This is a genomic window from Haloferax sulfurifontis ATCC BAA-897, from assembly GCF_000337835.1.
Classification (GTDB): domain Archaea; phylum Halobacteriota; class Halobacteria; order Halobacteriales; family Haloferacaceae; genus Haloferax; species Haloferax denitrificans.
Genome location: NZ_AOLM01000025.1, coordinates 70867 through 85279, shown reverse-complemented (window position 1 = coordinate 85279; position 14413 = coordinate 70867). Strand labels below are relative to the sequence as shown.

Annotated in this window: 13 protein-coding genes; 5 read left to right on the top strand and 8 right to left on the bottom strand. The window is 67.1% G+C overall.

The window, feature by feature from the left end; translation table 11 throughout:
• Positions 1–97: 97 nt before the first annotated feature.
• Both C441_RS15045 and C441_RS15040 read right to left on the bottom strand, forming a co-directional pair.
• Positions 98–2308 carry an LUD domain-containing protein gene (locus tag C441_RS15045; RefSeq protein ID WP_007275852.1) on the bottom strand — a complete coding sequence of 737 codons (2211 nt, stop codon included), beginning with the start codon at positions 2306–2308 and terminating at the stop codon, positions 98–100.
• Positions 2305–2811 (bottom strand): LUD domain-containing protein, encoded by a 507-nt coding sequence (locus C441_RS15040; protein WP_007275851.1) that lies wholly within the window; start codon positions 2809–2811, stop codon positions 2305–2307. The genes C441_RS15045 and C441_RS15040 overlap by 4 nt, the downstream gene beginning before the upstream one ends.
• A gap of 114 nt (positions 2812–2925) precedes the next feature.
• Here C441_RS15040 and C441_RS15035 point away from each other — a divergent pair, with 114 nt between their 5' ends.
• The 4 genes from C441_RS15035 to C441_RS15020 all read left to right on the top strand — a co-directional run bounded on the left by C441_RS15035 (position 2926) and on the right by C441_RS15020 (position 6935).
• On the top strand, positions 2926–4173 hold the full coding sequence (locus C441_RS15035; protein WP_007275850.1) for a Zn-dependent hydrolase: 1248 nt from the start codon (positions 2926–2928) through the stop codon (positions 4171–4173).
• Between the two features lie 61 nt (positions 4174–4234).
• Complete coding sequence (locus C441_RS15030; RefSeq protein WP_007275849.1) at positions 4235–4678, top strand: RidA family protein; 444 nt, start codon at positions 4235–4237, stop codon at positions 4676–4678.
• A 54-nt stretch (positions 4679–4732) separates the two neighbouring features.
• Positions 4733–5884 (top strand): pyridoxal phosphate-dependent aminotransferase, encoded by a 1152-nt coding sequence (locus C441_RS15025; protein ID WP_007275848.1) that lies wholly within the window; start codon positions 4733–4735, stop codon positions 5882–5884.
• A gap of 67 nt (positions 5885–5951) precedes the next feature.
• Entirely contained in the window at positions 5952–6935 is a 984-nt protein-coding gene (locus tag C441_RS15020; protein WP_229722512.1) for a C-terminal binding protein, read from the top strand.
• 72 nt (positions 6936–7007) lie between these two features.
• Here C441_RS15020 and C441_RS15015 read toward each other — a convergent pair whose 3' ends face one another.
• Entirely contained in the window at positions 7008–8126 is a 1119-nt protein-coding gene (locus tag C441_RS15015; protein ID WP_239640836.1) for an ABC transporter ATP-binding protein, read from the bottom strand.
• A 71-nt stretch (positions 8127–8197) separates the two neighbouring features.
• Positions 8198–8848, bottom strand: a complete 651-nt coding sequence (locus C441_RS15010; RefSeq protein WP_049920625.1) for a helix-turn-helix domain-containing protein — start codon at positions 8846–8848, stop codon at positions 8198–8200.
• A 372-nt stretch (positions 8849–9220) separates the two neighbouring features.
• Between C441_RS15010 and C441_RS15005 the strand changes: the two genes are divergently transcribed.
• A complete protein-coding gene (locus C441_RS15005) occupies positions 9221–10417 on the top strand; it encodes an extracellular solute-binding protein (protein ID WP_229722508.1) in 1197 nt (398 codons plus the stop codon).
• Here C441_RS15005 and C441_RS15000 read toward each other — a convergent pair.
• From C441_RS15000 to C441_RS14985, 4 genes are all read right to left on the bottom strand, one after another.
• A complete protein-coding gene (locus C441_RS15000) occupies positions 10395–11579 on the bottom strand; it encodes a glycerol dehydrogenase (protein ID WP_007275843.1) in 1185 nt (394 codons plus the stop codon). The two genes, C441_RS15005 and C441_RS15000, sit on opposite strands and share 23 nt — an antisense overlap.
• Positions 11580–11727: 148 nt before the next feature.
• Positions 11728–12507 carry an SDR family NAD(P)-dependent oxidoreductase gene (locus tag C441_RS14995; RefSeq protein WP_007275842.1) on the bottom strand — a complete coding sequence of 260 codons (780 nt, stop codon included), beginning with the start codon at positions 12505–12507 and terminating at the stop codon, positions 11728–11730.
• Between the two features lie 81 nt (positions 12508–12588).
• Positions 12589–13857 carry a histidinol dehydrogenase gene (hisD, locus tag C441_RS14990; RefSeq protein WP_007275841.1) on the bottom strand — a complete coding sequence of 423 codons (1269 nt, stop codon included), beginning with the start codon at positions 13855–13857 and terminating at the stop codon, positions 12589–12591.
• Positions 13858–13993: 136 nt separating this feature from the next.
• Complete coding sequence (locus tag C441_RS14985) at positions 13994–14281, bottom strand: DUF7130 family rubredoxin-like protein (protein WP_007275840.1); 288 nt, start codon at positions 14279–14281, stop codon at positions 13994–13996.
• Between the last annotated feature and the right edge of the window lie 132 nt (positions 14282–14413).

Sequence of the window (14413 nt, the reverse complement as noted above, 5' to 3'; positions counted from 1 at the left end):
GGACACCGCCGGCGGGCGCGAGCGAGTCGGTGAGGGGTCACACATGAATGAGAGTCCTGCCGTCTGTGAACGCCGGGCGACGACGGCCGGTCGCCGTTCAGGGGGCCTCGTCGGGCGCGACGAGTTCGACCGGGTGGGTCACGTCGCGGGCGAGGAGGTCGGTCAGTTGCTCGGTACACGAGGTGCCGCTGGCGACGACCACGCGGTCGCCCGCGTCGGCGAACTGGTCGGCGAGCTCCGCGCCCACGTCCATCGAAAGCTCGTAGTACTCCGACTTGTAGCCGAAGCTCCCGGCCATCCCACAGCACTCCACGTCCGAGGTGACGACGTCGAATCCGAGGTCGTCGAGCACCGCCTCGGTGTACGTCTCGACGCCGAGCGTCCGCTGTTGGCAGTGACTGTGGTAGGCGACCGGCGCGTCGGGGGCCGCGAGGGCCGCCGGGTCCGCGCCGTTCGACAGCAGGCCGAACACGTACTCCATGACGTCGTAGCTGTGTTCCGAGAGCCGGGCGTGGGTCTCGTCGTCGAGGAGCTTGCCGTACTCCCGGCGCATCATCGCGAGGTCGGACGGTTCGACGACGACGACGTCGAACGACGAGTCGAGATACGGCGCGAGGTCGCTCGCGACGGCCTCGGCCTGCCGGGTCGCCGTGGCGACCATCCCCTGCGAGAGCGGCGCGCGGCCACTCTCTATCGGGGTTGCGAGTTCCACGTGCGCGCCGAGTGCTTCGAGCGTTCTGACGGCCGCTTTCCCGCGGTCGACGAGGACGTAGTTCGTGTAGGCGTCGGGATAGAGCACCACCTTGCGGGTCGCGGTCGCGTTCGGCGCGCGCGGTCGCCGGGACTGGAACCAGTCGACCAGCGTCTCGCGCTGGAACGTCGGGAGCTCCCGGTCCGGCGCGACGCCGAGATACCGGTCCATCAGCGACCGGACGGGACCGAGGTCCGCCACCCAGTTCGACAGCGGTGCGGTGGCGCTCCCGAGTCGCGCGAGCGTCCCGAAGTTACCGAAGAGGCGCTTTTGCGGCGTGACGGTCCCCTCGGCGTCCGGCGTCAGCCCCTCGACGAGGAATTCGAGGTCGGACGGCGTCGCCTCTCCGTTGAGTCGGTCGCGGACGACCGTGTTTATCCACGGGATGTCGATTTTGACGGGACAGGCGTTCACGCACCGCGAACAGCCGGTACAGAGGTCGTTGAACTCCGCGGCGCTGTCGAGGCCCTCGACGCCGGCCTCCCAGCCGGTGGCGATTCCCCCCGTGTACGTCTCGCCGCCGAAGGCGTGGCCGCCGACGTGCTGGAAGTTGCCGCAGGAGTTCGCACACGCACCGCACCGAATGCAGTAGAGCGTCTCGCGCAGGTGGTCGTCGTCGCGCATGGCGAGCCGGCCGTTGTCGATGAGCACGAGGTGGAACTCCCGCTCTGCGTCGCCGCTCCCGAGCGGTTCGTCGGGGTTCTCGAAGTCTATCGTCGGGGTCTCGACCGGCGGCGTGAGCATCGAGACGTACTGCGAGATGTCCTGTCCCGTCGCGGCGCGCGAGATGAGGTTGACGAACGGTTCGAGTTCGGCGGCGCTCGGGAGGATTTTCTCGACGCCCGTGACCGCGACGTGGGTGTCGGGCGTCACCGCCGACTTCCGGGCGTTGCCCTCGTTCGTCACGATGGTGATGGTCCCCGAGTCCGCGAGGACGAAGTTCGCGCCCGTCATCCCGACGTCCGCCTCTCGTATCCGGTCGCCGAGGTAGTCCCGCGCGAACTCGGTGAGTTCTTCCGCCGTCTCGAAGGGGACCTCGGGGTCGAACACGTCGTTGAACAGGGCCGCGACCTCCTCGCGGGACTTGTGAAGCGAGGGACCGACGATGTGAGACGGGCTCTCGTCGGCGACCTGGAGGACGAACTCGCCGAGGTCGGTCTCCCAGACGTCCACGCCGGCGGCTTCGAGCGACTCGTTGAGCTCGATTTCCTCGGTCGTCATGGATTTCGACTTCACGAGCGTCTCCGCCTCGTTCGCCTCGGCCACGTCGCGAATGTAGCGGTTCGCGTCGGCGGCGTCGTCAGCGACGTACACCGACCCGCCGTTGGCCTCGACGCTCTCGCGGAGCGTCTCGATGAGCGACGGGAGGTTCTCGATGGCGGCCTCCTTGATGCTCCGGGCCTCGGTTCGGAGCGTCTCGAACTCGTCGAACCGCTCGATGGCGTCGTATCGGCCCTGATTCAGGTGCGTGACGTTCTCGTAGACGGCGTCGCCCTCGGCGTCGAGGAGTTCGCGGAGTTTTCGCGCCTTCCGTCGGCGCTCGGATTGCGCGCTCATTGGTCTGTGAGAACGACGACTTCGACGTGTTTGGGGCCGTGGACGCCCTCGACGAGCGCGCCCATGTCGCCGGTCGAACTCACGCCCGTGGCGAACACCGCGGAGCCGCCGGCGGCGAAGCGCTCGCCGACGGAGGCGGTCGCGGACGCGACGTCGGGGAGGATGTCGCTCTCGCGGACGACGGCGAGGTGCGTCGGCGGATAGAGGCTGACGGGTTCGGTGCCCGCGTCGTCGCTGTCGATGACGAGCGTCCCGTGTTCGGCGATGGCGTGGCCGACGCCCGTCACGCCCGTCTCGGCTTCCCGAAGCAGGCGAGGCGTGGGCGGCGTCTGGACGACGGTGTCGTCGAGCGAGACGCCCTCGAGGTGGAGGGGGACGCCGACCGCGGGCTCCGTCACGAGCGAGTCGATAGTCGAGGCGAACCCCGCCGTGTCGGTCCGCGTCAGCGGAACGTCGATGGCCGCGAGCGAGGACGCGAACAGTTGTGTGTCAGTATCACTCATTGACCACCAGTTCTCGGAGACACACTAAGAGCTACCCGCTCCGTATGGCGGTCGCCGGCCTCGCCGCCACATGGGGGATTCGGGTTTATCCGCACGGCCGTTCAGGTCCCGGGTATGAACATCGACACGGACAGACTCCGACGCGACCTACAGGAGAACGCCGCGTTCGGGGACGTCGACGCCGACGGGGGCGTCGGGCGAACCGTCCTCACCGGGAGCGAGGCGGACCGGGGCGTGCGAGAGCGCTTCGTCGAGCGCCTCGAAGCGGCCGGCCTCGACGTTCGGGTCGACGCCGTCGGGAACATCTTCGGTCGCTGGACGCCGCCTTCGTGCGACCCGTCGGCGGCCCCCGTCGCGTTCGGGAGCCACCTCGACTCCGTCCCTCGCGGCGGTATCTTCGACGGCCCGCTCGGAACGTACGGCGCGCTCGAAGGCGTCCGGGCGATGCAGGAAGCGGACGTCGCCCCCGCCCGCCCGGTCGAAGTCGTCTCGTTCACCGAGGAGGAGGGCGGTCGGTTCGGCGTCGGGACGCTCGGGTCGTCGGTGGCGACGGGGAAAATGGGCGTCGACGAGGCGCTCGCGCTCGAAGACGACGACGGCGTCACGCTACGCGACCACCTCGACCGAGTCGGCTTCGCCGGGAGCGACGCGGTCGACCCCGCCGAGTGGGACGCGTGGATGGAACTCCACATCGAGCAGGGGACGCGCCTGACCGGGGCGAACGCCGGCGTCGGCGTCGTCGACTCCATCACGGGCATCACCAACTGCGAGGTGGCGGTGACCGGCGAGGCCGACCACGCCGGGTCGACGCCGATGTACGAGCGGTCCGACGCGCTCGCGGCCGCGTCCGAGTTCGTCCTCGACCTCGAACGCGCGGCGGAGGAGCTGGCGACGACGAGCGAGGCCGCCGTCGGGACGGCCGGAAAGGGAACCATCGAACCGAACGCCCGGAACATCGTCCCGGCCGAGGTCCGACTCCAACTCGACATCCGAGACGTGGAACACGAGACGATGGACCGCCTCGTCGAGCGCTGTCGGACCAGCCTCGCGCGACTCGAACGCAACAGGGGCGTCGAGACGTCGATGTCGCGGTACCGGGACAGCCCGCCGAGTCGGATGGCGGACCGGTGTCTCGCGGCGGCGGACGCCGCGGCGGCGACGAGGTCGGTCGACGCGCTCCGCCTGCACTCGGCGGCGATGCACGACACGGCGAACCTCGCGGCGGTCACGGACGCGGGGCTCCTGTTTGCCCCCTCGCGGGACGGCGTCTCCCACTCCCCGCGGGAGTGGACCGACTGGGACGACTGCGCGACTGCGACGGGCGTCCTCGCCGAGACGGTCCGCTCGCTGGCGTCGGACTGAGCCCGGCGACACCACCATCCGGAGGGTGGCGTTTTTTTAACTCGTTCTCGGAAGTTCGACCGTGACACGTTACGCTATCAACCCGCCGGAGCTCAAGGACGCGCGCAGTATCGGCTACAATCACGCCATAATCGACAGCCAGCAGTTCTACATGGCCGGGCAGGTCGCGATGGACGCCGACTCGAACGTCGTCGGCGACGACATCGAGACGCAGGCGCGGAAGGCGTACGAGAACGTCGGGATTCTGCTCGACGCCATCGGCATGACGTACGCCGACGTCGCCAAGGTCACGACCCACATCGTCGACGCGAAGGAACACTACTACGACGGCTACAAAGAGGTGTACCTGGAGACGTTCGAAGAGCCGTATCCGTGCCACACCGTCCTCGGACACGACCAGTTGGCCAACGAGGACTACCTCGTCGAAGTCGAGGTCGAACTCCCGCTCACGGAGGCCGACGTCGACGCCATCGAGCCCGACGGCGACGTGGTCCGCGAGCTCTGAGCGCCGCCATACGGAGGTGAGTCGGTTTACTGTCCCGGACGCGCACCCGAGTGTATGATGAAGCGACCCGGACTCTCGGGGCTCTCGACGAGAATGCCGCAGTCGGGAATCCGCGAGGTGTTCGACGCGGCGCAGTCGTACGACGACCTCGCCGACCTGAGTATCGGCGAGCCCGATTTCGCGACGCCCGAGCCGATAGCCGCCGCCGTCTCCGAGGCGGTCGGCACCGGCGCGAGCAGTTACACCGAAACGGTGGGGCGGCCGGAGTTACGCGCCGCGCTCGCGGAGAAGCTCGCCGTCGAAAACGGCATCGACGCCGCCCCCGAGTCGGAGATTATCGTCACGCCGGGCGCGATGGGCGCGCTGTTCGCCGCGGTCAACGTGCTCTGTGACCCCGGCGACGAAGTGCTCGTCCCCGAGCCGTACTGGCCGAACTACCACGGCCACGTCGCCAGCGCGAACGCCCGGCTCGCCCCGGTTTCGACCGACGAGGCGTTCGTCCCCACGCCGGACGCCGTCGAGGCGGCGGTGAGCGACGACACGACGGCGATACTCCTGAACTCGCCGGGGAACCCGACCGGGGCCGTCATCCCGCCCGACCGGCTCCGGGCGCTCGACGACGTCGCGGCCGAACACGGCCTGTGGGTCATCGCGGACGAGACGTACGAAGACCTCGTGTACGACGGCGCGACGCACCACTCGCTGGCGAGCGACGGCGATCGGTTCGACCGAATCGTAACGGTTCACAGCTTCTCGAAGTCGTACGCGATGACCGGGTGGCGAATCGGATACGCGAGCGCCCCCGAGCGCGTCATCGACGCGATGCGCGTCCTGCAGGAACACACCGTCTCGTCGGTCCCCGAGCCGGCGCAGGTCGCCGCGAGCGCGGCGTTGGCGAACCGGTACGTCGTCGGCGAACTCCGCGAGGCGTTCGCCGAGCGGCGGCGACTCGTGCTCGACCGACTGGCCGCCATCGACGGCATCGACCCGGGGACGCCGCGCGGCGCGTTCTACGTGTTCGCCGACGTCTCGGCCCACACGACGGACAGCCGGGCGTTCGTCGAGCGCCTCATGTCGGAGGCCGGCGTCGCCTCCGTCCCGGGTGCGGTCTTCGGCGCGGCCGGGGAGGGGTACGTGCGCTTTTCGTACGCCGCGGACGTCGAGACGCTGACGACCGCGATGGACCGACTGGAACGCGCGCTCTGAGCGGGCGAGCCCGCGGTCCACATATGGAGGTTGTGGGTATATTCGCCCGTCTCGGGTTCACTCGACCATGACTGAGACGGTACGCGCTGTCATGCTCGACCCCGACTGGTTCGGCGACGTCGAGTCCGAGCGCGCCCACTTCGAGCGGTTGCTCGGGTCGTCCGTCGTCGTGGACGCGGTCGACTGTACCGACGCGGAGATACCCGACGCGGTCGGCGCGGCGGACCTCCTGCTCTCACACGACACCGGCGTGTCGGCGGAGAGCATGGACGCCACGGGCTGTTCGGTCGTCTCGCGGTACGCGACCGGTATCGACGGCATCGACGTCGAGGCGGCGACCGACCGCGGCGTCCGGGTGACCCGCGTGCCGACCTACTGCAACGACGAGGTCGGGATGCACGCCGTCTCGCTCGCGCTCGCGCTCGTTCGAGGGCTTCCGACGTACGACGCCGCGGCCGCCGACGGGCGCTGGCACTGGGCGGACGCGATGCCGATTCGGGCGGTCTCCGAGCTCACGTTCGGTCTCCTCGCGTTCGGGAACAAGGGCCGGTCGGCCGGGGAGAAGGCGCTCGCGCTCGGCTTCGACGTCTGCGCGTACGACCCCTACGTCGACGACGGCGACATCGAGGCCGCGGGCGTCCGGCCCGTGGGCTTCGAGGCGCTCCTCGCGGAGGCGGACGTGCTCTCGATTCACGCGCCGCTGACGGACGAGACGGCGGACATGATAGACGCCGACGCCATCGACGCGCTCGACGACGACGCGATTGTCGTGAACACCGGGCGCGGCCGCGTCGTCGACGAGGGCGCGCTCCTCGATGCGCTCCGGGGCGACAGGCTCCGCGGGGCGGGACTCGACGTGCTCAGAGCGGAGCCACCGAACCCCGAGAACCCGCTTCTCGACCGCGAGGACGTCATCGTGACGCCCCACGCGGCGTGGTACTCGACGCGAACCGCGGAGAAACTGCGACGCCTCGGCACGGAGACCGCGGTCGCGGCCTACCGGGGAGACGCCGTCGAGGGACTCGTCAATCCCGAGGCGCTCGACCGGTAAACGTCGGCGGAAGACGTCTCAAAAACGCGATACGCGGCGGGGTCGCGGGACCGTCTCGCGTCGGAACCGCGCTTATTCGTCGTCTTCGTCGGGGTAGACGAATCCGTCGCCGACGTTCCAGCCGACGGTGACGCTGTCGCCTCGGTCGTGGACGACGCGGGCGTCCGCGGACTGGTCGATGAGGCGAACCGTCTCGCCGAAGGCGGGGACGAAGACGTGGTACTGCGTCCGGTCGCCCTCGAACGACACCTGTTCGACGGTCGCCGGGTACGTGTTGTCGCAGTCGGCGTCGAGCGCGACCTGTTCAGCGCGGATGGCGACGACGACGTCCGAGAGGCCGTCGACGGTCGCCGCGGGAACGCGAACCGTCCCGTCGGCCACGGAAACCGTCGCCACGTCGCCGTCGACCCCAGCCACGGACCCCGACAGGAGCGTCGTGTTGCCGATGAAGTCGGCGACGAACGGCGTGTTCGGCGAGGCGTAGATGTCCTGTGCGGAGTCGAGTTGCTCCAGTCCGCCGCCGTTGATGACCGCGATGCGGTCGGCCATCGAGAGCGCCTCGGTCTGGTTGTGCGTGACGTGGACGATGGTGAGCTCCGTCTCCTCGTGGATGCGCGTCAGTTCGGCGCGCATCTCCTCGCGGAGTTTCTTGTCGAGCGAGGAAAGCGGCTCGTCCAACAGGAGCAACGTCGGTTCGTAGACGATGGCGCGGGCGAACGCGACGCGCTGTTGTTGGCCGCCCGAGAGCTCGTCGACCGGCTTGTCCGCGTAGTCGACCGGGAGTCGGACGAGCTCGAGCACGTCTTCGACCTTCCGGTCGATGTCGTCTGTGTGCTCGCGCCGCATCTTGAGGGGGAACGCGATGTTCTCCTTGACCGTCATGTGCGGGAACAGCGCGTGGCTCTGGAACACGAGCCCGATGTCCCGCTCGTACGGCGGTTCGTCCGACACCGGTCGGCCGTCGATGTAAATCTCGCCGGACGTCGGCTTCTGGAATCCCGCAATCATGTGCAGGAGCGTCGTCTTCCCCGCGCCGCTGGGGCCGAGTATCGTGATGAACTCCCCGTCGGTGATGGGAATCGTCACGTCGTCGACGGCGCGGAGCGTGCCGTACTCTTTCGTTACGCCGTCGATACGAACGACAGTCTCGCTCGAATCGGTCACTGTGGAGTCGAATTGCTGGGTGGCCATCGTCTACTGTCCGTACCTCTGCGTTCCCGACGGGACAAAAGACGACCCTCCACACGGTGGTGTCGTTATAGTCATGTGAGGAAGTACCGCAGGAGGTTCTTGATTATCTTGTTCTCCGCGCGCCGGAGGTGTTCTTCGAACGTGCGCCGGGAGACGCCCATCTCGTCGGCGATTTCGCCCGTCGTCGAGCCGCGGGGAATCTCGTAGTACCCCATCTCGACCGCGAGCGAGAGCGCGCGCTGTTGGCCGTCGGACAGCGTCGGGAGCGCGGAGTCGAGCATGAGTATCGGGATGTCGGGCGCGATCGAGCGAATCTCGCGTTTGGCCTCGACGGTCACCCGGTGGCTGTCGCTGATGCTGTGGTAAACGCCCGAAAGCTGTTCTTCGGTGAGGGCGAGCACGCGGGCGAAAAGCGCCACGTCGCTGTACGTCAACGGCGGCAACGAGAGACACTGGTGCGGCTGTAAGTACCCCTCTAACAGGTTGTCTCGGTAGTCGAGAAGACACGAGTCCGTGATGAGCACCGCTTCTTCGTCCTTGTAGACGATTTCCTGAATGCCGACCGTGTCGTCGAACGTCTCGACCGGCGTCTCGATGTCGGACCCGCTCACGTAGACGAGGTCGCAGTACTGGTTGCACCACATCTCGACGTGCACGTCTTTTCCGAGCGTCACATCCGCGTACGGGCTTTGGTGGTCTATTCGGAGAGTTGCTTCGTACATTAGCTACCTATTCGGCAGTTTGTTACCCGTTATACTATTTATAGGCACCTCCATTTGCACATTTGTCCACCACCACGATTTCGGAAATGTTCATTGAAAAGACATAAACGGCCGCGCGTATCCTCGCTCATCGAATCGACAGAACCAGAGCTGAAGGCTCACAGAAACCGATTTCACCGCATGTTTCATTCCAGAGCCGACCGAGTTGTTGTGCTCGTATTCGACATAGTTGTAGACATACACTATGAAGTGCCTAATACACTACAAACAGCCACATAATTCGGGTACAACTCACTACACGAACTGTTCGTGTCGATTTCCTGTTAAAGCTCTCCACATATGGAGGGTGGCCATGTATGACCGTCACCCCACATGGAATACCTACGCATGAGAAAGCACACCAATTCACAACCGTCGGCGCGAGCCACGGGACGGTCTCGTCGCCGGTTCATCTCGGCCGCGGGCGCGACGGCGCTCGCTGGACTCGCGGGCTGTACCGGGGGAGGCGGTTCCGACGGCGACTCGGGCGGGGACGCCTCGTCGGGGACCACGACCGGAACCGAGGACACGACGCCGCCGAAGCCGGACAGCATCACGGTGCGGGCGTGGGGCGGCGCGTGGCAGGAGAACCTCGACAAGCACATCGCGCAGGCGTTCACCGACGAGACCGGCATCGAAGTCGAGTACGACAACTCGACCGAAGAGGAGATGCAGGGGAAGATTCGCACCGCGATTACGCAGGACCGAACCCCGCCGGTCAACGTCAACTGGTCGCTGTCGAAGACGAGCTACCGGTCCTACCAGATGGGCCTGATGGAACCGCTCGACACCGAGGTGGCTCCGAACCTCGAAGGACTGCTCGGCGCGAGCAAGCCGGAGGTAGAGGACGCGGAGTGGCCGTTCGTCAACCTCTACTCGTACACGTACGCCCTGACGTACAACACCGACCTCGTCTCGAGCGAACCGACGTCGTGGAGCGTCTGGTGGGACGACGAGTGGGAGAACTCCATCGGGCTGTACCCCGGCGGTCACGGGATAACGCCGCTCATCGCCAAGATGACCGGGACCGAACTCGGGCCGGTCGAAGAGATGACGCCCGTCTGGGACGAGTACACCGCGCTCAAGCCGAACGTCGGAACGATCGGCGACGACTCGCACCTCACGCAGAACCTTCGGCAGGGAGAAGTCGCGATGTCGGTGATGCTCCCGGCGAACATCATCAACGCGCAGGACGACGGCGCGCCCGTCGACTACACGATTCCCGAGGAGGGCGCTCGCGCGGGGAGAGACACGATGTGGACGCCGACGAACCAGGACGAACGGTACGTCTACTGGGGACAGAAGTTCATCGACACCGCCGCGAACGCGGAGAACCTCGGCCCGTGGTCGACGGAGCTCGGCGTCGCGCCGCTCCACGCCGACGCGACGATTCCGGACTGGATGCGAGACTCCGTCGCGTTCCCCACGAGCGAAGAGCAGTTCAACCAGATGATTACGGTCCCGCTGGACCTGCTGATAGAGCACCAAGCCGCGTGGGAGAGCAGAGTCAACGAGATGATGCAGGCGTAAGTAGACGGCGACGGTCCCGCTCCGGTGCAGTTCTTTTGAAAAACCGATAGCCGAAGCGCGAAGTCAGCGACGCTCGGCGACTCGCTCGCGTGCGAGTTCGTCCGCCGTGACGAGGGCGTCTCTGACCGCCCGCGGCGTCACCTCGAACGGCTCGTTGTGAATCGTCTCGTAGGGTTCGCACGTCGGCCTCGACGACCCGACGGAGGCGCACCTCCGGACGGTCGCCGAGGCGGACGTCCGCGAGCGTCACCGGGAGACCGACGTCGAGCGAGAAGTCTATCAGGTCGACGAGTTCGTCGGTCTCGCGGCCTTCGAGGACGAACTGGGTGAGCGTCCCCAGATTGACCTTCTCGCCGTGGGTCGCGCCATGGGTCTCGGCCACCTGCGTGAGTCCGTCGTGGACCGAGTGGGCGGCCGCCAGCCCCCCGCTTTCGAAGCCGATGCCGCTCATGAGCGTGTTGGCTTCGACGACGGCTTCGACGCTCTCGGTGACCGCGTCGCGCTCGACGGCGGCGACCGCGCTCCGTCCGTGTTCGCGGACGGTCTCGTAGCACGTCCGCGCAATCGCGTGCGCGGTGCGCGTCGAGTGGCCCTCGAAGACGTTCGTCGCGTGCGCCCGAACGGCGGTGTCGGCTTCGAACCACGTCGCCATCGCGTCGGCCATGCCGGACCGGAAGTGCCGAGTCGGCGCGCCCGCGACGACGGCGGTATCGACCACCACGAGGTCGGGGTTCGCGCCGTGGAACTGGAACTCGTCGAACTCGTCGGCCTCGGTGTAGAGGACCGAGATACTGCTCGTCGGCGCGTCGGTCGAGGCAATCGTCGGCACGGTCACCAGCCGCGAGCCGGCCTCGGCTCGGACCGCCTTCGCCGTGTCGAGCGCCCGCCCGCCGCCGACACCGACGACGACGTCCGCGTCGCCCGCCCGCTCGGCGATTCGAGCGACCTCCGCGTGCGTACACGCGCCGCCGAACTCGATTCGGTCGACGGTGAACCCGCTGGCTTCGAGGCCGGTCGAAAGCGACTCGCCGACGAGGTCGAAGACGGTCTCGTCGGCGAGGACGACCGCGCTGGTGCCGTCGGCGTCGACGTAGGAGCCGATGGAGTCGAGCACGCCACACCCCTGAACGTAGGCGCTCGGGGCGTTGAACGTTCGAATCACGGGGTGTGCCTCACTACCGTCGTGGGGTCGCTGTTCATGCGTGAACACGCACCGAGAAACGCATCAACGCACTACAGCCATACGGAGGGCGATATATACGTCGCGGCGCTCCCGGTTCGATGCCGCCGCGAACGCCGGGAGCGCGGCGCTATCTGACGGTGTACCCGCCGTCGATGACGACCGTCTCGCCGGTCATATACGAGGAGGCGTCGGACGCGAGGTAGACCACGGTGCCGCCGAGGTCCTCGGGGGGAGCCATCTCCTCCATGAGCATCTCCGAGAGCCACGCCGACTCCATGTCGGGGTTCTCCGCGAGGAGTTCGTCGACCATCTCGGTGCGGATGTAGCCCGGGGCCATCGCGTTCGCCCGCACGTCGTACTTCGCCCACTCGGAGGCCAACTGGCGGGTGAACGAGACGACGCCTCCCTTCGACGCGTGATAGACGACCTCCTCCTGCGGGTAGTTCGCCACGAACGCGGACATCGAGGCCATGTTGACGATGGTCCCGCCCCCGCCGTCTATCATCGCCTTTCCCGCGTGCTTCGTACAGAGGAACACGCCGGTCAGGTTCGTCTGGAGCACCTCGTTCCACGTCTCCAGCGACATCTCGTGGGCCGGGGCCGTCCGGGCGATACCCGCGTTGTTGACGAGGATGTCGATGGAGCCGAACGCGTCGAGCGTCGCTTCGACCATCGCTTCCACGTCGTCTTCGTCGGTGACGTCCGCGGGCACGGCGAGCGTCTCGACCCCCGTCTCGGCGGCGATTTCCTCGGCGGCCAGTCGTCCCTCGCGTTCGCTCCGGTTGACCAGACAGATGTCGGCGCCGGCCTCCGCGAGCGCCACGGCGAGCGCCCGGCCGATGCCCTTGCTCGACCCGGTTACGATTGCGGTTTTGCCGTGCAGTGTGAACTCATCCAAGACAGACATACACACGGTACCGCGGTAGAGACCACTAATCGGTAGCCGCCGAATGGCGGGTCAAATGGGGGTCGGGTCGGGAGACGTTGCTTACTCGAATCGCTTCCGAACGCTCTCGGCGTGGGCTTCGAGCCCTTCGAGTTCGGCCAGCGTGACGATGGTGTCGGACAGCGAGTCGAGCGAGTCGCGGTCGAGGTGCTGGACGGTCCGCGACCGGACGAAACTGTCCACGGAGAGGCCACCGGTGGTCTTCGCGCCCGCGCCGGTTGGGAGGACGTGGTTCGTCCCGCTGGCGTAGTCACCGGCGGCGACGGGGCTGTACTCCCCGACGAAGACGCTTCCGGCGCTGTCTATCGCGTCGACGGTCGCCTCGTCGTCGGCGGTCATCACGACGAGGTGTTCGACCGCGTAGGCCTCCGCGAACGCCGTCACCTCGTCCATCGAGGGCGCGACGAAGACGCCGCTGGTCTCGTTCGCCAGCGCCTCGCGGATTATCTCGGGGCGAGCGCGGTCGGGAACCTGGGCTTCGACCTCGTCGGCGACCGCCCGCGCGAGCGATTCGTCTGGGGTGACCGCGACGACCGACGAGTGCGGGTCGTGTTCCGCCTGCCCGACGAGTTCGGCGGCGACGAGCCGGGGAGACGCGGTCTCGTCGGCGACGACCAGCACCTCGGTCGGTCCGGCAATCATGTCGATGGCGACGTCGCCGCGAACTTCGGCTTTGGCGGCCGCGACCCATCGGTTCCCGGGGCCGACGACCTTCTCGACCGGGGGTATCGTCTCGGTGCCGTAGGCGAGCGCGCCGATGGCCTGTGCGCCGCCGACGCTGTACACCTCGTCGGCACCCGCGAGGCCGATGGCCGCGAGCGTGACCGGGTTGAGTTCCTCCGCGGGGGGCGTCACGACGACGACCTCTTCGACGCCCGCGACCTTCGCCGGAACGACCGTCATAATCGAGGTCGACGGATAGGTGGCGCTCCCGCCGGGGACGTACGCACCGATTCGCCGGAGCGGGCGGAACTGCCGACCGAGTCTCGCGCCGCCGAAAGAGTCCGTCCAGTCGGTCCGGACCTGCCGTTCGTGAAACGCGCGGACGTTGTCGATTGCGGCCTCGATAGCCTCGCGTAGCTCGGGTTCTATCGCCTCCGCCGCCCGCTCCGTCCGCGCCGTGATGTCGAGCGTGTCGACCTCGACGCCGTCGAACTTCTCGCTGAACTCTCGAAGCGCGTCGTCCCCGCGGTCCCGAACTTCCTCGACGATACCGCGAACGTCCGCCCGTATCTCGTCGATTCCCGCGTCTCTGTCGAGAACCGACGCTAACTCGGACTCGTCGAGGGCGTCGAGTGACTGGATGTCCATGATAGTAGTCTCTCGCTTCGGTTTTCGCATTAATTGACACCCGCCATGTGGGAATCCGCGTTCGAGGCGGTGTCGGGCACTCTCGGGGGCGATGGGCGAACACGGACACTAAAAAAGGAGACGGCGACCGGACCGCTCAGTCCTCGGTCCAGTAGTAGAGTTGCTCCCGTTCGGCACCGCAGTTCGGACAGGTGTCGGGCAGTTCGTCGAGGTCGCCCATCTCGCCGCAGTCGCTACACCGCCACATCAACTCGGCCTCGCCGAACTCGTGGCCGGCGCGCTCGTGTTCGATGGACATCCCCGCGAGGCCCTCGCGAATCGTGACGTAGAACCCGTCCTCGTCGAACCCGCGGATGCTACCGAGTTTGCTTCCGTCTTCGGCGTACACCGTCATTCCCACCGTCGGCTCTGTCTCGTCAGCCATATGCAACTATTCGTCGCGCGAGCGAATAAAATGGAACGGCCGAATCGATATCGAGCGTCCGCAAGAAACGCGGCCACTCCGGACGCGGTATAAGTAATAAATCAAATAGCGCGATATAGAATTGAGAGTCAC